The organism is Faecalibacterium intestinale, assembly GCF_040096575.1.
In the GTDB taxonomy this organism is placed as follows: domain Bacteria; phylum Bacillota; class Clostridia; order Oscillospirales; family Ruminococcaceae; genus Faecalibacterium; species Faecalibacterium intestinale.
Genome location: NZ_JBBMEN010000015.1, coordinates 1 through 21,048 on the forward strand (window position 1 = coordinate 1; position 21,048 = coordinate 21,048).

A 21,048-nucleotide genomic window follows, 5' to 3' on the forward strand; every position below is an offset into this window, starting at 1 on the left:
CTGCGGTGACATCTTCCCCCGGCCGGGGGAAGTCGGCCCTCTCGGGGGAGCGAGCGCCCGCCCCCAGCGCCGCGCTTTCGCAGAAAGCGGCGCTGCAAATGCCGTTTGCCGTTACGACCTCACCCGTGAAAATGGGGTTCAGGAAAGTCCGCAGACTTTCCTGAACCCCGAAATTATAAATAATTTTTCCGCTGAAGATGGCTAGAGCGAAGCGGAAGCCATTTAAAATCGTTTTTTCTCTGCAAACGCGCCGCCAGCAGCGCTATTGTGGGCACTTTCGATGATTCCAACAAAAAATCGCCGTAAAAATTGGATGGTAATTCTAAAAGGAAACCAACACAAAACCGTAAAACTGTGATATAATCATAAATACAGACAAAATGCAAAAGGGGGCAGTCTGCCCCTTTTGCATTTCCGAAAAAAGCTTTAGGAGGCGAGGCCCAATGGCACAGATCCGTTCTAAGCCCTTCGGTGTGACCAAAGAGGGCGCTAATGTTACCGAGTACATTCTCTCGAACCCCGGCGGAATGTCCGTCAGTGTGCTGGATTACGGCTGCGTGATCAAAAATATCATCGTCCCGGCCAAAAACGGCCCGGTGGATGTGGTGCTGGGTCACGACACCATGGCAGATTACGAAAACGACTTCACCTCGTCCGGCAGCACCTGCTGCGGTGCTTTTGTGGGGCGCTACGCCAACCGCATCGAAAACGCCGTCTTTACGCTGGGCGGCAAGACCTACCAGCTGGAAAAAAACTGTGGCGAGCACCACCTGCACGGCTGTTTTTCCCGGAAAATCTATGAGGTGAAGTACTTCGGCGATACGCTGTTGATGGAAGCCGAAAGCCCCGACGGTGAGGACGGTTTTCCCGGCACGCTGAAGATCGCGGTGCGCTATACCCTCACCGATGACAACACCTTCCGCATGGACTACCGTGTGTCCTCGGACGCCGACACCCTTGTAAACCTGACCAACCACAGCTACTTCAATCTGGACGGCGGCGGCGATGTGCTGAACCAGAAGCTGCGCATCTACGCTTCCCGCTATCTGGAAGGCAACAATACCACCTGCCCTACCGGCAATATCCTGCCCGTGGCGAACACCCCTATGGACTTTACCGCCGGCAAGCTTATCGGCAAGGAGATCGACACCGGCTTCTCCCAGACCACCATGGTGGGCGGCGGCTACGACCACTGCTATGTCATCGACCGCGCACGCGGCTCCAGCCAGAGCATCTGCGCATGGGCTACCAGCGATAAGACCGGCATCAGCATGAAGCTGTACACCACCCAGCCGGGCATCCAGCTGTATACCGGCAACTTTTTGCAGGACTGCCCCGCCCCGGGCAAGGGCGGCGAGCCCCTGCGCAAGTACGGCGGCTTTGCCTTGGAGACCCAGCACTATCCGTGCAGCCCCTCTCACCCGGAGTTCCCCTCCACGGTGCTGCGTGCAGGCAAGGTGTTCCGCGCCACCACCACCCTGCGGTTCTTCACCGGCAAGCAGTGCGGAAAACTTTAAAGAAAGATATATCACGCAAAAAACGTCTGCTTCGGCAGGCGTTTTTTGCGTAAATGGTGTTGCTTATAGCGGGCTCGCCCTCTCAGTCAAAGCCTGTCGGCTTTGCCAGCTCTCCCAAAGGGAGAGCCCTTGGCAAAACCGGGAACTTTGTGTGGACTGCCAAAGCCTCTCCCTTTGGGAGAGGTGGCACGGCGTATGCCGTGACGGAGAGGGCGAGGGAGTTTCCCTCTCCATTTCTATGTTTTGCACAAACGGCGCATTCTCTCCATGTGAATAATGCGAAAAATCTCTGTCAATCAAATGTGTACTGTACGAATATGCAACAAAAATATATCTGAATAAAGAAAGCGCCCCTTGCAGTCGGCGGCAAAAAGCGGTATTCTTTAAGCAGACCGGGCAGCGCCCGGCGCAAAGAGAAAAAGCAATAAATACTATGTGAGAGAGGTACTCGGCTATGGCAATTTTGGTTTCCGGCGGTGCCGGCTACATCGGCAGCCACACCTGCATCGAACTGTTGAACGCTGGCTACGATATCGTAGTGGCAGATAACTATTATAACGCTTCTCCCGTGGTTCTGGATCGGGTCAAGCAGATCACCGGCAAGGACTTCCGCTTCTACAATGCAGACATGACCCGCCATGAGGATGTGGAGAAGATCTTCTCCGAGTGCCCGGACATCACCGCCGTCATCCAGTTTGCAGCCTACAAGGCTGTGGGCGAGAGCGTGTCCAAGCCCATCGAGTACTACTATAATAACCTCAACTGCACGCTGGTCATTCTGGACGTGATGCGCCATCACGACTGCCACAACTTCGTGTTCAGCTCCTCCGCTACCGTCTACGGCGACCCCGCCAGTGTGCCCATCACCGAGGACTTCCCCGTGGGCGCTACCACCAACCCCTACGGCACCACCAAGGCTTTCACCGAGCGCATTCTGCAGGACGTCTGCAAGGCTGACCCCAGCCTGAACGTGGCGCTGCTGCGCTACTTCAACCCCATCGGCGCCCACAAGAGCGGCCTGATTGGCGAGGACCCCAACGGCATCCCCAACAACCTGATGCCCTACATTGCCAAGGTGGCTGTGGGCAAGCTGGAAAAGGTACACGTCTTTGGCAACGACTACCCCACCCCGGACGGCACCGGTGTGCGTGACTACATCCACGTTGTGGATCTGGCCCGGGGCCATGTGTGCGCCATCCGCAAGCTGGAGACCGGCTGCGGTCTCTTCATCTGCAATCTGGGCACCGGCAAGGGCTACAGCGTGCTGGATGTCATCCACGCCTTCTCCAAGGCCTGCGGCAAGGAGATCCCCTACGTCATCGATCCCCGCCGCCCCGGCGATATCGCCGAGTGCTACGCCGACCCCACCAAGGCCAAGAACGAGCTGGGCTGGGTGGCTGAGTACGGCATCGAGGAGATGTGCGCCGATAGCTGGAACTGGCAGAAGAACAACCCCGATGGCTACCATACCGTGAAGTAATAATAATTTGAACCGGAGCACCGCATATTCTCGCCTGAGAGTGTGCGGTGCTTTTTTTGTGCAAACTCCCTCAGTCAAAACCTGACGGTTTTGCCAGCTCCCTCGGAGAGGGAGCCTTTGGCGCGCCCGCAAGCTTTGCGTTTTAGCCGGAAACTGTACCGTTATGCCAAAGGCCCCATCCCAGAGGGGGCTGGCATCGAGCGCAGCGAGATGACTGGGGGAGTTAAGCCGTCCCCTTGGGGAAGGTGGCTTGACGCGAAGCGGCAAGACGGAAGGGGTAAACTCCCCCATATTTTCTATTGACATCCGCTGCCAGTTAGCCTATACTACATTTGTTAACACAGACTAACACACAAGAACAGTACATATAAAAGAAGGCAGACGGATATGACGTTAAAAGAGTTACAGATCGGCAAAAGCGCCATAGTAGATGCTGTGGGCGGTGCGGGCGCACTGCGGCAGCATTTTCTGGATATGGGTCTGATCCCCGGGGCAGAGGTCACGCTGGTAAAGCTGGCACCCATGGGCGACCCCATGGAGCTGCGCATTCACGGCTATGAGCTGACCCTGCGTCTGGACGACGCGGCGCAGATCACCGTGACCCCCACCGAAAAGACCCCGGCGGTGCACGCCCCGGTGGCGGAAAAAATGGTGGAGCACCCGGGTCTTGGCGAGGGCGGCAAGTACCACACCAAGGAGGGGGAGCATCCCCTGCCGGAGGATAAGACCCTGACCTTTGCGCTGGCGGGCAACCAGAACTGCGGCAAGACCACCCTGTTCAACCAGCTCACCGGCTCCAATCAGCACGTGGGCAATTTCCCGGGCGTGACGGTGGACCGCAAGAGCGGTGCCATCAAGGGACACCCGGAGACCGAAGTCACCGACCTGCCGGGCATCTACTCCATGTCTCCTTATTCCAGCGAGGAGATCGTCACCCGGCAGTTCATCATCGGCGAAAAGCCCACCGGCATCATCAATATCGTGGACGCCACCAACATCGAGCGCAACCTTTACCTGACGATGCAGCTGATGGAGCTGGACATCCCCATGGTGCTGGCGCTGAACATGATGGACGAGATGCGCGGCAACGGCGGCACGGTGCGCATCAACAAGATGGAAGCCATGCTGGGCATCCCGGTCATCCCCATTTCCGCCGCCAAGAACGAGGGCGTGGACGAGCTGGTAGACCACGCTGTCCATGTGGCAAAGTATCAGGAGCGCCCCGGGCGCATGGATTTTTGCAGCGAGGATGACCACGGCGGCGCGGTGCACCGCTGCATCCACGGCATCCAGCACCTCATCGAGGATCACGCCAAGGCGGCGGGCATCCCGGTGCGGTTTGCCGCCACCAAGCTGGTGGAGGGCGACCCCCGCATTGAGGAAGCCCTGAAGCTGGACCAAAACGAAAAAGAAATGATCGAGCATATCATCGTGCAGATGGAGCAGGAGCGCGGGCTGGACCGCGCCGCCGCCATTGCGGATATGCGCTTCTCCTTCATTCAGGAGCTGGTGGCGCAGACGGTGGTAAAACCCCACGAAAGCAAGGAGCAGCTGCGCTCCAACCGCATCGATAAGTTCCTCACCGGCAAGTACACCGCCATCCCGGCATTTATCGCCATCATGGGTCTGGTGTTCTTCCTCACCTTCAACGTCATCGGCCTGTTCTTCCAGAACCTCATGGAAATGGGCATCGACGCCCTGACCGGCGTTGTGGACACCGCCCTGACCAACTGGAACGTCAACGCGGCGGTGCACTCGTTGGTCATCGACGGCATCTTTACCGGTGTGGGCAGCGTGCTGAGCTTTCTGCCCATCATCGTGGTGCTGTTCTTCTTCCTCTCCATGCTGGAGGATACCGGCTACATGGCGCGTGTCGCCTTTGTGATGGATAAGCTGCTGCGCCGCATCGGCCTGTCCGGCCGCAGCATCGTGCCCATGCTCATCGGCTTTGGCTGCACCGTGCCCGGCGTGATGGCAAGCCGCACCCTGCCCTCGGAGCGCGACCGCAAAATGACCATTCTGCTTACGCCGTTCATGAGCTGCTCCGCAAAGCTGCCCATTTACAGCCTGTTTGCGGCGGCGTTCTTCCCCAAGTACGCGGGGCTTGTGATGGTGCTGCTGTACTTCACCGGCATTTTGGTGGGCGTGCTGGCGGCGCTGCTGCTCAAGAGCACTGTGTTCAAGGGCGAAGCCGTGCCCTTTGTCATGGAGCTGCCCAACTACCGCCTGCCCGGCCTGAAAAACGTGGCGCAGCTGCTGTGGGAAAAGGCGCGGGACTTCTTGCAGAAGGCCTTTACGGTCATCTTTGCCGCCACCATCGTCATCTGGTTCTTGCAGAACTTTGACCTGCAGCTGCGGCTGACCGCCGACCCGCAGGCCAGCATTCTGGCACGTATCGCGGGCGATATCGCCCCGCTGTTCGCCCCGCTGGGCTTTGCGGACTGGCGCATCTCCACTGCCCTCATCACCGGCTTTATGGCTAAGGAGAGCGTGGTATCCTCGCTGCTCATCCTCTTCGGCTCCACTGCTGCCCTGACCGCAGCCCTTACCCCGGCGCAGGCCGCACCCTTGCTGGTGTTCTGCCTGCTGTACACCCCCTGCATCGCGGCGGTGGCGTCGGTCAAGCGGGAGCTTGGCGGCAAGTGGGCCACCATCATGGTGGTCAACCAGTGCGCCGTGGCATGGCTGTGCGCCCTGCTGGTGCGCCTGGTCGCCGTGGCGGTGTTCTGAGAAAAATGATTTGAATGCGCTCCGCTTTGCTCTGCGCATATTCAGCGGAAAGAATATTTTTAATTTTGGGTTTCAGGAAAGTCTGCGGAACTTGTCGGGGCAAAGCCCCTCCATCTGCTAACGCAGACCGCTCCGCCGCTTGAAAGCCCCACTGGGGCTTTCATTGCTGCGCAAACGCGGACTTTCCTGAAACCCTTTTTTACGGAAAAAACTCCCCCAGTCAAAGCCTAACGGCTTTGCCAGCCCCCTCTGGGATGGGGCCTCTGGCGCGCCCAAAAACTTTGTACTTTAGCTGCAAACTTTGCCGCCATGCCAAAGGCTCCCTCCTTGAGGGAGCTGGCGCGGCGTAAGCCGCGACTGAGGGAGTTCCCCCTTGACAGCTCCCTTCATCTGTACTATAATACTTCAAAAATGAACTGTCCATATAAGAACAAAAGGAGCGCCGCATGAACCCTACCATAGAGATCAGCTTCAAGACTGCGCAGGCCTACAACGCCATGTGCAAGCCGCTGTGTCAGGAACTCAAGCTGCCCCAGACCGCTTTTGACATCCTGATGTTTCTGGCAAACAACCCGGACTGTACCACCGCCCGGGATATCGTGGAGATCCGCAAGATCAAAGCAAACCTTGTGTCGGTAAACGTGGATCGCTTGGTGCAGGAGGGGTATCTGGAGCGCCGCGCCGTGGCGGGCGACCGCCGCAAGACCCAGCTGCTGTGCACGGCAAAGGCACAGCCGGTCATCGAACGGGGGCGCGCAGTGCAGGAGCGCTTTTTTGCCCGCCTGCTGGACAACACGGACGCTCCCACCCGGGAAGCGTTTTTCCGCACCATGGAGGTCATCGGGAAAAATCTGGACGAGATTCTGCTGCAATTTTCATAAGGCTTGATACAGCCAATGCCGGGCGGTCTGCGGACTGTCCGGCGTTGTTTTTTGTCCTCCATGAAAAAGGGACACCGGAGCGTCCGCAGACGCTCCGGTGTCCCGAAATTCAAAAGATTTTTCCGCTATTGATGCGCAAAGCGAAGCGGAGCGCATTCCAAACCGTCAGCGCTTACTTGCTCTCTACCTTTTCCTCAATGGTGGAGTGGTCGATGACCCAATCGGCAGCCTTGCGGATGCCCTCGTTGCGGCGCAGGGCGGCAACGTCGGTGCTGGCCTTGATCTCCTCGACCGTCTTTTTGGTCTTTTCAGCGCGCTCAGCCAGCTGCTTGTCGATCTCCTCATCGGTGGGCAGCAGGTTCTCCTGCTGTGCGATCTGCAGCAGTGCCATGCGGGCGCGGGTGTTCTTTTCTGCGGCGGCACGCACCTTGGCAGTAAAGCTCTCGCGGGTCTCATGGATCTGGCTCAGGTAGGTGGTCAGGCTCATGCGCTGCATCTGCAGCTGCTGCTGGATGACCTGCATCTGCTGCTGGTAGGCGTTTTCCACCAGAATGCTGGGGATCTCGCCCTCTGCGGCATCCGCCAGCTGACCAAGGATCATGTCCTTGGCGTGGTTCAGCGCACCGCCGTGGCGGCCATCGAACAGCTGCTGCTTCACGAAGGCGCGGTACTCCTCCATGGTCTCCTTGCCCATCTTCTTGGCGAAATCGCTGTTCAGGGCAGGCAACTGACGCACGCACACGTCATGCAGCTTGATCTTGAACACGACAGGCTTGCCCGCCAGCTCCTTGTTGGGGTAGTTTTTGGGGAAGGTGACGTTGATCTCGAACTCGTCCCCTGCCTTGTGGCCCAGAATGCCGTCCTCGAAACCGGGGATCATGCGGCCGCTGCCCAGCTGCACCGACTGGTCCTTTGCCGTGCCGCCCTTAAAGGCCACACCGTCCAGAAGACCCTCAAAGTCCATGTGCACTACGTTGCCCTTTACAGCGGGGCCCTTGTGGGGCACCAGCTCTGCGGCATAGTTGCGGCGGCGCTCCAGCACCGTGTCGATCTCCTTGTCGGTCACCTCCGGGGTGACGCACTGGGAGGTAAAGCCGGTGGTCTTGGTCAGCTTCAGCTCGGGCTGCAGCGCCACGGTGGCGGTAGCCACAAAGCCCTCGTCCTTCTTCACGCTTACCAGATCGTAGCTGGGGTCATCTACCGGCGCAAAGCCGTGTTCTTTCAAAGCAGCCTCGTACAAAGCAGGCACATCCTGATCCATCAGGTCGTTGATGGCATCGTACCAGAAGGTGTGTTCGCCGCGGTCAGCTTCGATCTGTGCGCGGTCGGCCTCGCCCTTCTGGAAGCCCTTGATGGTATAAGTGGCGCGGGTGCGCTCATAGACCGCATTGGAGGCGGTCTCCAGTTCCTCAGCCGTAGCGCTGAAGGTCATTTTGCAGACACTCTTTTCAGGAGTTTCCACGCTTACCAGTTTCATAGGATCTACCCTCCGTGTTGTTCCCTTGGCGGCGGGGCGGCGCTGCCAAGGCAGCAGCCGGAACGCCATTTGGGGAACATTTTCAAACATTAATAAAGTTATTATAGCACAAGTGCAGCAAAAGCGGTATAATAAACTTGATAAAAATGTGCCGTTTTGGCAATTTTAGTCCATTTGAGCAGGAAAAAAGCGCGTTTTGCGGCAGCAGCTGCCGCGCAAAAGTGGGAAAACCCTCAGGAAAGGAAGGCTGTCCCCTATGCGATTATTTGATGTTCTGGGTCCGGTGATGATCGGACCCTCCTCCAGCCACACCGCCGGTGCGGCAAAGATCGGCTATACCGCACAAAAGCTTCTGGGCGAGGTTCCGGCGCAGGCAGACATCGGCCTGTACGGCAGCTTTGCCACCACCGGCAAGGGCCACGGCACCGACCGTGCACTGGTGGCGGGGCTGCTGGGTCTGCGACCGGACGACCCCCGCCTGCCGGACAGCTTTGCGCTGGCCGCGCAGCGGGGGATGCAGTTCAGCATCCACCCGGTAGAGCTGCGCTCTGCCCACCCCAACACCGCCGTGCTCACCCTGACCAGCCGCACCGGGCGGCAGCTTTCGCTCAAGGCGGCATCGGTGGGCGGCGGACGCATCCGCGTCACGGAAATTGACGGCGTACCGGCGGATTTTGGCGGGGACAGCAACACCCTCATCATCCACAACGAGGATACCCCCGGCTGCATTGCCGAGGTGACCATGGCGCTGGCACTGCGGCGCATCAATATCGCGTCCATGCAGGTGTTCCGCGCCGCTGCGGGCGGCTATGCGGTGATGGTGCTGGAGTGCGACTCCCACATTCCCCACGCGCTGGAGCGGCAGCTGGCGGTGATGCCGGGTCTGCTGAAGGTGACCTGCCTGAACGTGGACGAGCCGGAAGAAACGGAGGAATGAGCCATGGCATTTTTGTCCTGTGAAGAGATGCTGGCCGCTGCCCGCAGCCAGAAAATTTCGCTGGCAGAAGCGGTGCTGCGCAGCGATTTGGAAGAGAGCCGCCTGACCGAGGCGCACAGCCGCGCCGCCATGCGGCACCTGTGGCAGGTGATGCAGGCCACCAGTCAGGAATACGACCCCGCGCAGCGCAGCCGCAGCGGCCTTTCCGGCGGCGATGCCGCCAAGGTGGAGCAGGCGTGGCAGCAGGGACGCTTGCTGGGCGATGACTATCTGGCCGCAGTAACAGCGGAAGCCCTGAAGACCGCCGAGTGCAACGCCTGCATGAAGCGCATTGTAGCCGCGCCCACGGCGGGCAGCTGCGGGGTGCTGCCGGCGGTGCTGCTGCCGCTGGCCCGCGCCGGGCAGGCAGACGAGGATGCCGTCTGCGATGCATTGTATGTGGCGGCGGGCTTCGGACAGGTCATCGCCGCCCGCGCCACGCTGGCGGGCGCAGAGGGCGGCTGTCAGGCCGAGGTGGGCGCTGCCAGCGCCATGGCTGCCGCCGCCCTGTGTAACCTGAAAGGCGGCACCCCGGAGCAGTGCGCCGCTGCCGCCGCCATGGCACTGGGCAACCTGCTGGGTCTGGTCTGCGACCCCGTGGCCGGTCTGGTGGAGGTGCCCTGCATCAAGCGCAACGTGGTGGGCGCGGTGAATGCAGTCTCCTGCGCCAACATGGCGCTGGCCGGGGTGGACTATGCCATCCCCTGCGACGAGGTCATCGACGCCATGGGGCGCGTGGGCAGCCTGCTCTCCCCCGACCTGCGCGAGACCGGTCAGGGCGGCCTTGCCGCCACTCCCACCGGCGTAAAGATCGCCCGCCAGCTGGCGCAGGAGGATTGAGCGCTGCACCTGCCGTATCCCCCGCCCGTCGGGCGAAAAACGGCTGTAAATGCCGCTTTTGCGCCGGGACGGCAGAAGGTTTACAGAAAAAACGCAGTAAAATCAAAGAAAAGACGTTCTTTTTTGGAAAATATAAAAATATTTTAAAAAAGCTGTTGACAAACCCCGCCCTTCGTGATAAAATACATCATGTTCCGAACGGAACGTATGCGTTGGTAGCTCAGCTGGATAGAGTGACTGACTACGAATCAGTAGGCCGGGGGTTCGAGTCCCTTCCATCGCACCAGAAAATGCCGTGAAATCGAAAGATTTCATGGCTTTTTTGTTTTGTAAGCCATGGGTGCACGGTTTCTGCACGGTTTTTGCACGGTCGGTGTTTTCCATGTCCGATTATGTAGGGCGCTGTATTGCATTGCAATCAGTGCCCTTTTTTGCATCAGGTGAGCAGGGCCAGGCGCAGCTTTGCCTTCATTTCCGGGTCGGCATCCTTGAGCAATTCCAAAAGAGCCGTCATGGAGATGGTGGGTTCGCCTGCGGCGGGTACAGCCTGCGGGCTGGAGGTATCGGGCTTGGCATAGAAGCCGCTTTCAAACTTCTTGCCCAGCTCTACACGGGAGGACTGCTGGATATGGGCGTAGGTGTTTACCAGCATATCCGCACTGGCGTGTCCTGTGGTCCCCTGCACCGCCTTAATGTCGCCGCCGGAGATCATCAACTGATAGGTGGCACTGGAATGTCGCAGCCCATGAAAGACGATGCGGGGGAACTCCGGGTGTGCGTCCTGCCATTTCAAGAACTTTTTGCGGATGAGCACCGGCTCCACCGCCAGACCGTTGGGCAGTCGCAGCAGCATCCCGCTGTTGCGGTACCGCTCCGGGTCAAGGGCTTCTTCCCGCTTCAGCCGTTCCAGCCACTGCTTCAGCTCCTCCCGCAGGGCGGCGGTCATAAAGATGGTGCGGCAGGAGGCCTCGGTCTTGGTGTCTTTCAGGATGAGGGAGGTCTTGCTGCCCTCCAGCTTGTCCGGGAAGATGCGGAGGATGCAGCCCTTGTCCACCTGCGCCAGCGTGTCCTTCTGCACCCGCTGCATGGAACGGTTGACGGTGAAGGTGCCCATGCCGTTGGCAGCATCAAAGTCGATGTCCTCCGGGGTCAGACCTGCCACCTCCCCTTCCCGCAGCGCACCCACCAGCGTCAGGTGGACTGCCAGATGCAGGATGGGGTCCTCCATGCTGTCCAGCGCTGCCCGCATCTCCTCCACTTCCCAGATGCTGCGCTCTTGGGTTGTCTTTTTGGGAGCTTCCACCGGGACGGGGCTTTTGATGAGGATGCCCCACTCCACCGCCAGCAGAAAGGAATTGTGCAGAAGCTGGTGGACCTCATGAAGGGTAGTGCCGGAAAGGGTGCGCTTTTGTTGCTTGGGCGAGAGGTCTCGCCGCTTGCCGCCCACATACTGCCCGCAGGGGGTCTTGCTCAGGGTGTCGTACAGGGCTTCGATGTGGTAGGGCCGCAGCTTCTGCATCTGCATCTCCCCGATATAGGGGATGATGAGGTTCTGGATGAGCGCCAGATTGGACTGGTAGGTCTTGGGTGCCCACTTGTGCTTGCTGCACTGCTTGGGCAGCCAGTCCATCAGAAACTCTGCCACCGTCACGGTGGACGGAGACTGTCAATTGCCACGCCCATCCGCACATCCTTCTGCCACGGAACAGGGGCTTGCGGAACCTTTCGCAGCCCCTTTTCCGCATCAGCCGGAACCAAGGTGTAACACACACGACTTTGCAAGCAAAGTCGTGTGTCAACGAGCGTTCCGCCGCTCTTTGGATTCTTCCCGGCAGGGCACTGGAAAATGGGGTGCCCTGATAAAAACGGTGGATGGTACACATTCACAAACCCCGAAAGGTGTGTTATTATAGTACCATCAACAAATGGAAGGGAGGGCGGCGGATGTTCAGCATTGCAGGGATTGACCTGTTGGAGCAGGAGCTTTTGAACCATGAACGCACTCTCCTTGATCTTTTGCTTTTTAGAGGATGACTGTTATGGAAAGATTATTGGAATTGCGGTTCATTAGAAGCGAACAATCGTACGATGATTCGAAGTACCTCAGATGTACATATAAGATGAAATTTACAATATCCAATCTTTCAAACGAGCAGATTGGACTTGTTAATTTTAGGCTGTTTGGGCAGGCGAGAGAAGATTTGTATCATCCACAATTTACAGCGGTTAAATGTTCTGCACCGAAAAGACTGAATGGTAACTCAAAAGACGACCTTTGGTTGATTGCAAACGATGATTCTTTTCCGCGATTTGAAAAGCACAAAAAGCTGTATCTGGTTGCTAGGGTCTCCGACTCGACCGGTCACGGCATTCAAAAATGTGTTTTTGAATTTCAGTCAAAAGATTGGTTGGATGACAGATGGACGGTTACGAAACAATATGAATACTCATATTATAAGGAGTCAGAAGCTATCCTGAAAGATATTACACAGAATATTTTGCGTGAGCAGCAAAACAAACACTGTAAGAATGCCGGGCAAGAAACGATGGCGATAGATGATACAGGAAGGATTAAACATATATCTTCAGACTCGAAAACAAATCAAGATGCACAAGAGAAAATTGTTCCTGAAAATGGGGCGGAATTCAGTGAAATTAAAAAACAGAACAGTGACAGCACAGACAAAGAAGTAAAAAGTGAGAATAATTCTAAGTGCGAATCGGAACGCATTAGTGGTATAAATATAATGACTGAAATGGGTGAAGAAGAAAGGGGACTTTTCGGTTCTATGCTTGACCCCAAGACGATACGACTCTCTGTTTTGGATACAGAACTAAAAGATGCAACAGACGACAAAGAGTATTTTATGCTCTGGATAGAAATTGAAAATAAGAGCGATGAGATTCGAGAATTTTCATTCCAAAACTTTAATCTGCAAGATTGTGATAGGGTTAATTTGAAATATAGCGGTTTTGTAGACGGAAACGAACCATCGGACGTTGGAATTGCGCCAGACACCAAAGATCGATTCTATGTTGCGTTTTCAGCTGGAAAAACGAAGCATAAAGATTTGCAATTGACACTGGCTTTCAATGTGATTGTGGCAGGGTATGATGAGGAAGTAAGTGTTGTGTTCCAAACTAGCAGTGTGGATGATACATGGATTGAGAAACAACATAAACTTGTTTTACCGCAACTGCAACCAAGCGAGAAAAAGATTGAGGATAAGATTAAATATATTGAGTCGAGTATGATAGAATCCCTTCGTGTGGTCGAAAAAGAATATGGAGTTGAATTCAAGAATGTTGGACTTGCAAAGAATGACAACCGACTAACTCTTCGTGGAATTGTACGAAGCGTGGAAAAACGTCGGTGTAGTTTATTGATAGCAGTGGTTGCTTTAAATTCACAAGAGAAGGCTGTTGACCAAACAAATATTTTAGTATGCGCCAATGACAATACATGGAAGGCTTTTGATAAAAGATTTTGTGCAGAGAATTTTAATAAGATTTTTAAGCTGATAGTAGTTCCTGAATAAAACAATACCTTTGTGAAGAAAGGAGTCCCAACCATGACCGAACAAGCACTCCGCAAAATGATTACTGCCGGGGAAAGCACTCGGCAGGAGTTTAAGTCGTGGGTGAAGTGCAAGGACTACCGGCAGCGGAAAGACCTTGCGGTGAAAAGTGCGATTGCGCTGGCAAATACAAAGGGCGGATACTGCCGTTCTGAATTGCATCAATCGTCTGGGAATCTGCAATCTGAGGTTTAAGACGGCAGATGAGATACCTTTCTTTTTGAATATCCCAGTCTTTGGAGAGGTCGTCTTTAATTGTGACCAGAGAATCTGGCAAACGATTTTATTTGAAAAAGTGTTCTATCAATGGCAATATGACGATGTGAATAGTGCGAGAATATATTGCTATTTTGCGGGCTGTCGGGAAGGACTGTTGAACCAAAAGTTTGTCTATATTTGGAAAAAGAAGGGAAAGGTCAAATTTTCACCCGAGGAAGATCTTCTCCGCTGTGCGATTGAAGAATATCTGGTGCATTTGTCAGCATTAGGCTTTATTGATATTCGGTATTATTTTTATCCATATTCTGGATTGAATCACAGAATAATGCACAGGTCGTTAAAGCCGCTGAGAAGAAACTATGCGACCTTCTTAGAAGGATTGTTGATGAGATTTCCAGACACAAATAGTCCTTTTCAATATATACAGGAAAAATGGATTAGCTTAGGAAAAGAAATTGAGTTCATTCAAAACCTCGATACTCTGTAAACTCAAAATTTCTCCTTTGGTCAAAGGTTTTGGCACGGACCATTTTGATCCCTGCCACGTTCAAGGTCACCGGTGTTCCCCAAATGGGAACTTCGGTGAAGCCGGTCTCCCTTGCTGCCTCCCGACAGGAAATCTTTTTGGACTCTGTGTCGGCCCCATGCAGGGCGCTCGCTCCTCCGATGGGAGGTCTTGGCGGTCTGGGCAGTTCGGACGGTCATTCTGTTCTCAAGGTTCTGGTATGAAAGATATTTCAGAGGGCTTTCGCGGGAAGCCCTTAATATGTTCGCTGCCGGGGAGTTATATGTTTTCTTTCTGTCTATAGGATAGCACCTCCATGGCCGCTGTGCCGTATATCCATAATGTCGGAAAACAGGTGCAGAAACTGCAAAATTCCACGCTTATGGACAGGAACCGCCGGAAGTGGTATACTGTGCAAAAAACATCGGAGATGCGACCATGAACATCAAGCTGACACTGGGAGAACGGCTCAAAGACCTGCGTGTGGAGCGGAATCTGAAGCTGGAAACGCTGGCAGAGCAGACGGGTCTGTCCAAATCGGCATTGTCGAAATACGAGAGCGACGATGTGACCGACCTCAGCATTTATGCGGTGACAACGCTGGCTGAGTTTTATGGTGTGACCACCGACTACCTGCTGGGTGTGACGGAAAACAAAAAACGCCCAGATGCAGTCCTTTCGGACTTGCATCTGAGCGATGGCGCAGTGGACGTATTAAGGAATGGAAAATTCAATCATCGGCTGCTGTGTGAGCTGATCGTGCATGAGAATTTTCAGAGGTTCATGACCGATCTGGAGATCTATGTGGACGGATATGTCAGCGCAAACATTCAAAACCTCAATGCTGGTCTGGAAGCGACCCGGCAAATGCTGAAAAAGAAGTATGCAGCAGATGAAAATGATCTGTACATGAGCACCTTGAAGCTGGGGCAGATCGATGAAGATGAGTACTTTGGCCGGGTCTTGTATGATGAACTGGTGGATATCCTGAAGAACATCAAGACGGAACACCGCAAGGACAAGACCACTTCGGATGGTGCAATGGTCGATAACTTGATGAAGGAACTGGAGGATGCACAGAAACTTGAAGGGTCTGCGGATGAAAAGAAGATCCGAACAGCATTGAAGGCGATCGGCATCGACTATTCCAAGCTGACAAAAGAAGAACAGATGACCCTGCTGCGGGTGTTCAACAAATCCTCCATGTTGAAGCACCGCACAAAAGCAGGGATGCGTGGCAAGTACAGACGTTGATCGTTTTCCCTGTGCCTTATAGGGAAAAAACGCTGCTGCGGCAGGACGGAGAACGTACACCATTGGTTCCTCTGCAAGCCTGTGCTGGGTGGGCAAAGACCGTCAACTGCCATGCCCATCCACGCATCCTTCTGCCGCAGAACAGGTGCTTGCCGGAGCCTCTCGCAGCCCCTTTTCCGCGTCAGCCGGAACCAAGGTGTAACACACTAGACTTTGCAGGCAAAGTCGTGTGCCAACGAGCGTTCCGCCGCTCTTTGGATTCTTCCCGGCAGGGCACTGGAAAATGGGGTGCCCTGATGAAAACGGTGGATGGTACACATTCACAAACCCCGAAAGGTGTGTTATTATAGTACCATCAATAAATGGAAGGGAGGGCGGCGGATGTTCAGCATTGCAGGAATTGACCTGTTGGAGCAGGAGCTTTTGGACCATGAACGCACCCTCCTTGAGATTTTGCTTCAGGACAAAACCACCAAGAAAAACATCATCTGGGCAACCGATGATTACGCCGAACTGGGCGAACCATACAGCTTCAAAAAGAAATCCTGCCGGAACTGGTTACAGGCGAACAGGACAGTCTGATCCAGCCCAGAGTGGAAAAAGCACTGGAGCACCAGACCAACCGCACCCGTGACAAAGCAGAGGTATTTACCCCCAGTTGGATCTGCAACGCACAGAACAATCTGGTAGATGAGCAGTGGTTTGGCAGGAAGGAGATGCCGTGGAAAGCAACGGCTGACAAAATCGTTTTCCCGGACGACCGTCAGCACACATGGCAGAAATATGTGGATGCACAACGGCTGGAAATCTCCTGCGGCGAGGCTCCCTATCTGGTAAGCCGCTACGACACCGTAACGGGCGAAACCATTCCCATTTCCCAGCGAATTGGCCTGCTGGACCGCAAGCTGCGTGTTATCAGCGAAAACACGGATACCGAAGAACAGATTGACCTGTGCCCCGGATGCAAAAAGATAGCAGCATGAGGTTCTAATATTTACAGTGCCTGACCAACGTGGTACAATCAAAAAAGCAGTATCCGGTGTGAGGATTTTGAACTATGAACTTGTGTTTTGACCAATCGCTGGGACTTGAATATAAAAGCAATTCACAGAAGATCCGTGTAATGAGCGAAAGCTGGGTCAATGATAACATTTTCTGCCCGGTATGTGGAAACGCTCGAATTTCAAAATTGGAAAATAACCGCCCTGTTGCAGACTTTCAGTGTCCATCCTGTGGGGAAATCTTTGAGTTGAAAAGTAAAGATGGAAGAATCGGAAGAAAAATATCGGATGGTGCATACGATACTATGATAAGCCGCATAACCAGTATGACAAATCCCGATTTGTTGGTTATGCACTACTCCTCTTTACAGGTCGTCGATTTAACAGTTGTTCCCAAATTCTTCTTTACACCTACAGTAATCGAAAAGAGAAAACCGTTATCGCCAACTGCCAGACGTGCTGGATGGGTCGGTTGCAATATTTTGTACGGTGATATTCCAGAACAAGGACGAATCCCCATTATTGAAAATCAGAATTTCCGCAGTAAGGATCGTATCGTACAAGACTATGCAAGAATCAAACGTCTGCAAACGGGATCTATTGAAAAGCGTGGATGGCTGTTTGATGTACTCAACTGTGTAAACGCTATCCCGACGAAAGATTTTTATCTGAGGGATATTTATGTGTTTGCAGACAAACTGAAGATTCAGCATCCTGACAATCAAAACATTGAAGCGAAGATTCGCCAACAGATGCAATTTCTTCGGGATAAAGGAATAATTGAATTTCTGGATCGAGGTCATTATCGTAAGATATAGCGAGGATTCTTTGCTTTCTGACGCTGGTAAAGCAGGTCATCAAGGCGAACCGCTACACCATTACCATTTCCTGCGGCAAGCTGACCACCGGCGTGACGGTGCCGGAGTGGACGGCTGTGATGATGCTGACCGGGTCGGCAAGCACGGCTGCGTCCGGCTATATGCAGACCATCTTCCGGGTGCAGTCGGCAGGGGTGCTGGACGGCAAACAGAAGGAACGCTGCTACGTCTTTGATTTTGCCCCGGACCGTGCCCTGAACGTGATTTCTGAGGTCAACCGCATTACCAAGCGGGGTCGGACCAACGAGGAGCAGAACCGGGCGGCACTGGGCGAGTTTTTGAACTTCTGCCCGGTGATTGCGGTGGACGGCACCCAGATGACTGCATACAGCGTCTCCAGAATGATGCGGCAGATCAAGCGTCTGACGGTGGATAGAGCCATCAAGAGCGGCTTTGACGATGAATCGGTCTACAAACAGGACACCGGCATCGTCATGGACGAGGACGATGTGCAGCTGTTCCATACCCTGTCGGACAAGCTCAGCGAGCAGAAAGCCGCCAAAAAGGAAACCAAAGTCCACATCAACCATCAAGGGCTGACGGGCGAGGAATACGAAAAGGCAGACAAGATTTCCAACAAGCCCAAGCGGGAGCGCACCAAAGAGGATGATGACCTGCTCAAGAAACTGCAAGAGCAGAAGAAAGAACGGGAAAAGGTCATCCGGCTGCTGCGGAATGTTTCGATTCGTCTGCCGCTGTTGATTTACGGCGCAAAGGTCGATTTGACCGAAGAAATCCACATGGCGGATTTTATCGACTTGGTAGACCCTGAATCTTGGCAGGAGTTCATGCCAAAAGGAGTAAGCACTGCTTTGTTCCGCAAGCTGCTGAAATACTACGACGAGGATGTGGTCAGCGGGGCGGGTCTGCGCATTCGCCGCATGGCAAAGGCTGCGGACGAACTGCCGCCCACCGAGCGTGTGAAGCGCATTGCCGAGATCTTCAGCCACTTCCGCAACCCCGACAAGGAAACCGTTCTGACCCCGTGGCGGGTGGTGAACCTTCATCTGAGCAACATGGTGGGCGGCTACTGCTTCCTCAACGAGCAGCTCGATTCGCAGGAGGTTCTGGAGGAGCCCCGTCTGGTGGATCAGGGGCAGGTCACGGAGGACATCTTCCTCAACCCGGAGGCACGGATTCTGGAAATGAACTCCAAATCCGGCCTGTATCCCCTGTATATGGCATACAGCCTGTACGCCATGAAGCTGCCCGGCCCGGAGGACAAGCTGCCGCTGGAGCAGACACAGGCTCTCTGGCAGGAGACCGTGGAGCAGCAGATCTTTGTTCTGTGCAAGACCCGGATGGCAGAAAGCATCACCCGGCGGACGCTGGTGGGCTATCAGGATTGGACGGTCAACACCACCTACATTCCGCACCTGCTGGAACGGATGGAAAGCGACCCGCAGCGTCTGGCAAAGAAGCTGCAGCGAACCGATACATGGGGAAAGGAGGGACAGCCCATGAAATTTGATGCCATTGTGGGCAATCCGCCGTATCAGGAGGATACAGGCGGCGGCAGCGCAGCCAATGTGGCGGCAAAGCAGGCACGCCCGGTTTATAACCTGTTTGTGGATCAGGCAAAAACCATGCAGCCCCACTATATCTCCATGATTATGCCGGCACGCTGGTATGCTGGCGGCATCGGTCTGAACGATTTCCGCAATGAGATGCTGAACGATCCGCATCTGATCAGGCTGACGGATTTTGTGAACTCCAAGGACTGTTTCAGCACCGTGGATATTGCAGGCGGCATCTGTTATTTCCTGTGGGATCGGGATAAGGAGGAGGTTTGCGAGGTTACAAACGTCAGCGGTCTGGAACGCCATACCATGCGGCGCAATCTCAATGAATTTGGGGAGATCTTCATTCGGTCGAATGAATCGCTGTCCATCATCCATAAGGTTCTGAACCGTTCAAAACACTTCCTGACCGATCGGGTGCAGCCCATTGATGCCTTTGGTTTCCCCTCGGCGGCTCGTGGTGAGAAAGAACCCTTTGACGGCTGCATTTCCCTTATTCACAGCCAAGGCACCGGCTATATTAAGAGAAGCGATGTCAAGAAAAATGCGGAGCTGATCGACAAGTACAAGGCAACGATCTCCATTCTGGTTCCCTGCAATGGTGAGGTTGGCATTGACCCGTCCAAGGGCTATAAGGCCATCACAACACCCCGGATTGAGGTTCCGGGTGAGGTGAACACCTTCTCCTATCTGGTTCTGGGCGCATTTGATACTGAAAAAGAAATCAAAAACTACAAGCAGTATCTGATATGTAAGTTTACTCGCTTCATGCTGCGCCTGACCTATTCTTCCATGCACATTGCAAGAGCAAACTTTATCTTTGTGCCCGATCAGGATTTTACGGAGGAATGGACGGACGAAAAACTGTACAGGAAGTATGAGCTGACGGAAGATGAGATTGCTTTTATTGAGAGTACGATTAGAGTGATGGAGTGAGGTGAAATAATAGTGGTCAATATCAATAGTAAGCCTTGGGAAGAACTTCAATTTAAAGATGTCCAAGATTATTTAAGCGACCCGGATAGTAACGAGAATTGTTTCTTTGAATATAAAATAGATAAGGTAGAACCAGCAAAACTTGTGAAGGAGATTTCTGCTTTTGCAAACACGTATGGCGGATATATTTTCTTGGGTGTTGATGATAATAAAAATATTGTTGGTTGTACTGCGTGGAATGAACAGCGGATTCACATTACAATCCATAATGGAATTACGCCCACTCCTCAATTTGATGTAAAATGCTTTTCGGCGGATGACAAGATTATCTATGTTATAAAAATTGAAGAAGGTGCCATGCCGCCATATATCACAAATAAAGGTGATATATGCGAGCGTGTTTCTTCGGGTTCGTGTGTTGTTACCGAATCTGGAAAACTTAACCAGATGTATCATAAGCGAGCAGACCAGCTCCTTCACATAAAAAGCCAAATTGAACTTCCAGAAGTCGAGGCCGCAAAATTACCTAATAATGTGTTTGGATATTGGGATTTTGGATTTTCAGTTGTAACATCGGAACAGACAAATTTACAAAAGAATTTTTATACTATAGACTTAGAACCAATAGCAAAATATCTTCGTGAAATCAATCCTGAATTTAGTATAACACGTGTTGGATATTCTTATGTGTTCGGTATGGGTAGTGCAACTGTAAGAACACAAAATGGAAAAGTTGTTCCAACGGCGGCGGGCGTTCATGACTTCATGGAAATCATGTTAGATGGGAGTGTTCGTGGAAGATTGCTATTGATAGCAACACCAGAAACCGCAGATGTTGATATTACTTCGCTTTTTTACTATTCCAGTTCTTTTCTTAGGAAAGTTTATAGTCTTATATTTGGAGATGGTTATAGCGATATTTTTGTTTATGCACAAAAATATGAGAAATTAACTGTCTTAAAACAGTTCGTTCCTTTCTATAAACTTGGAACAGAAGATTCTGAAAGTGACAAAAACAGATACAGGGAATATTTGGAAAATCACAAGAGAAAATACGGCAACAACTTGATTATGACGAGCAATCGTATTCCTAAGAGTGATTACGAGATTATAGATAGGAAATACTTTGATGAACTAAATATGGCGTATAACACAGGGAATCTATATCGTGAATTATTTTACTCAGCTTTTATGAATTTAGGGTATATTGATCGATTTGAATCTTCTGGAGAATGATTTTTTCTTATGCCAGAAAT

18 protein-coding genes and 1 tRNA gene are annotated in these 21,048 nt (G+C 53.4%); 17 read left to right on the forward strand and 2 right to left on the reverse strand.

Features of this window, described 5'->3' with window-relative positions; translation table 11 throughout:
• The 5 genes from WMO20_RS10055 to WMO20_RS10075 form a co-directional block, all read left to right on the forward strand.
• Positions 1-205, forward strand: a 205-nt coding sequence (locus WMO20_RS10055; RefSeq protein ID WP_349186767.1) for a hypothetical protein, incomplete at its 5' end; no start/stop codon positions are given.
• A 238-nt stretch (positions 206-443) separates the two neighbouring features.
• Complete coding sequence (locus WMO20_RS10060; protein WP_349186768.1) at positions 444-1,517, forward strand: aldose epimerase family protein; 1,074 nt, start codon at positions 444-446, stop codon at positions 1,515-1,517.
• Between the two features lie 454 nt (positions 1,518-1,971).
• Positions 1,972-2,997, forward strand: a complete 1,026-nt coding sequence (gene galE, locus WMO20_RS10065) for a UDP-glucose 4-epimerase GalE (RefSeq protein ID WP_316540210.1) — start codon at positions 1,972-1,974, stop codon at positions 2,995-2,997.
• Positions 2,998-3,384: 387 nt separating this feature from the next.
• A complete protein-coding gene (gene feoB / locus WMO20_RS10070; RefSeq protein WP_349186769.1) occupies positions 3,385-5,727 on the forward strand; it encodes a ferrous iron transport protein B in 2,343 nt (780 codons plus the stop codon).
• Between the two features lie 446 nt (positions 5,728-6,173).
• Entirely contained in the window at positions 6,174-6,608 is a 435-nt protein-coding gene (locus tag WMO20_RS10075) for a MarR family winged helix-turn-helix transcriptional regulator (RefSeq protein WP_349186770.1), read from the forward strand.
• Between the two features lie 172 nt (positions 6,609-6,780).
• Here the strand turns inward: WMO20_RS10075 and tig are convergent, their stop codons facing one another.
• Positions 6,781-8,085 (reverse strand): trigger factor, encoded by a 1,305-nt coding sequence (gene tig, locus WMO20_RS10080; protein ID WP_349186771.1) that lies wholly within the window; start codon positions 8,083-8,085, stop codon positions 6,781-6,783.
• A 256-nt stretch (positions 8,086-8,341) separates the two neighbouring features.
• On the opposite strand from tig, the gene sdaAB reads away from it, so the two are divergent.
• From sdaAB to WMO20_RS10095, 3 genes are all read left to right on the forward strand, one after another.
• A complete protein-coding gene (gene sdaAB / locus WMO20_RS10085; protein WP_006735266.1) occupies positions 8,342-9,022 on the forward strand; it encodes an L-serine ammonia-lyase, iron-sulfur-dependent subunit beta in 681 nt (226 codons plus the stop codon).
• A gap of 3 nt (positions 9,023-9,025) precedes the next feature.
• Complete coding sequence (sdaAA, locus tag WMO20_RS10090; RefSeq protein ID WP_349186772.1) at positions 9,026-9,901, forward strand: L-serine ammonia-lyase, iron-sulfur-dependent, subunit alpha; 876 nt, start codon at positions 9,026-9,028, stop codon at positions 9,899-9,901.
• Between the two features lie 209 nt (positions 9,902-10,110).
• Positions 10,111-10,187, forward strand: a tRNA-Arg gene (locus WMO20_RS10095).
• 150 nt (positions 10,188-10,337) lie between these two features.
• Here WMO20_RS10095 and WMO20_RS10100 read toward each other — a convergent pair.
• Positions 10,338-11,531 (reverse strand): site-specific integrase, encoded by a 1,194-nt coding sequence (locus WMO20_RS10100; RefSeq protein WP_349186773.1) that lies wholly within the window; start codon positions 11,529-11,531, stop codon positions 10,338-10,340.
• A gap of 409 nt (positions 11,532-11,940) precedes the next feature.
• Between WMO20_RS10100 and WMO20_RS10105 the strand changes: the two genes are divergently transcribed.
• The 9 genes from WMO20_RS10105 (at position 11,941) to WMO20_RS10145 (ending at position 21,028) form a co-directional block, all read left to right on the forward strand.
• Positions 11,941-13,440: a hypothetical protein gene (locus WMO20_RS10105; RefSeq protein WP_349186774.1), complete on the forward strand. Its 1,500-nt coding sequence runs from the start codon at positions 11,941-11,943 to the stop codon at positions 13,438-13,440.
• Positions 13,441-13,473: 33 nt separating this feature from the next.
• The gene (locus WMO20_RS10110; protein WP_349186775.1) at positions 13,474-13,674 is read left to right on the forward strand and encodes an AlbA family DNA-binding domain-containing protein; all 201 of its coding nucleotides are present in this window, start codon (positions 13,474-13,476) and stop codon (positions 13,672-13,674) included.
• Between the two features lie 25 nt (positions 13,675-13,699).
• Complete coding sequence (locus WMO20_RS10115; protein ID WP_349186776.1) at positions 13,700-14,185, forward strand: hypothetical protein; 486 nt, start codon at positions 13,700-13,702, stop codon at positions 14,183-14,185.
• A gap of 456 nt (positions 14,186-14,641) precedes the next feature.
• A complete protein-coding gene (locus tag WMO20_RS10120) occupies positions 14,642-15,457 on the forward strand; it encodes a helix-turn-helix domain-containing protein (RefSeq protein WP_349186777.1) in 816 nt (271 codons plus the stop codon).
• 381 nt (positions 15,458-15,838) lie between these two features.
• Positions 15,839-16,039 carry a hypothetical protein gene (locus WMO20_RS10125; protein WP_349186778.1) on the forward strand — a complete coding sequence of 67 codons (201 nt, stop codon included), beginning with the start codon at positions 15,839-15,841 and terminating at the stop codon, positions 16,037-16,039.
• A gap of 11 nt (positions 16,040-16,050) precedes the next feature.
• Positions 16,051-16,440, forward strand: a complete 390-nt coding sequence (locus tag WMO20_RS10130; RefSeq protein WP_349186779.1) for a hypothetical protein — start codon at positions 16,051-16,053, stop codon at positions 16,438-16,440.
• 74 nt (positions 16,441-16,514) lie between these two features.
• Positions 16,515-17,276 (forward strand): DpnI domain-containing protein, encoded by a 762-nt coding sequence (locus WMO20_RS10135; protein ID WP_349186780.1) that lies wholly within the window; start codon positions 16,515-16,517, stop codon positions 17,274-17,276.
• A gap of 119 nt (positions 17,277-17,395) precedes the next feature.
• Complete coding sequence (locus WMO20_RS10140) at positions 17,396-19,792, forward strand: Eco57I restriction-modification methylase domain-containing protein (protein WP_349186798.1); 2,397 nt, start codon at positions 17,396-17,398, stop codon at positions 19,790-19,792.
• Between the two features lie 12 nt (positions 19,793-19,804).
• On the forward strand, positions 19,805-21,028 hold the full coding sequence (locus tag WMO20_RS10145; RefSeq protein ID WP_349186781.1) for an AlbA family DNA-binding domain-containing protein: 1,224 nt from the start codon (positions 19,805-19,807) through the stop codon (positions 21,026-21,028).
• Positions 21,029-21,048 lie beyond the last annotated feature (20 nt).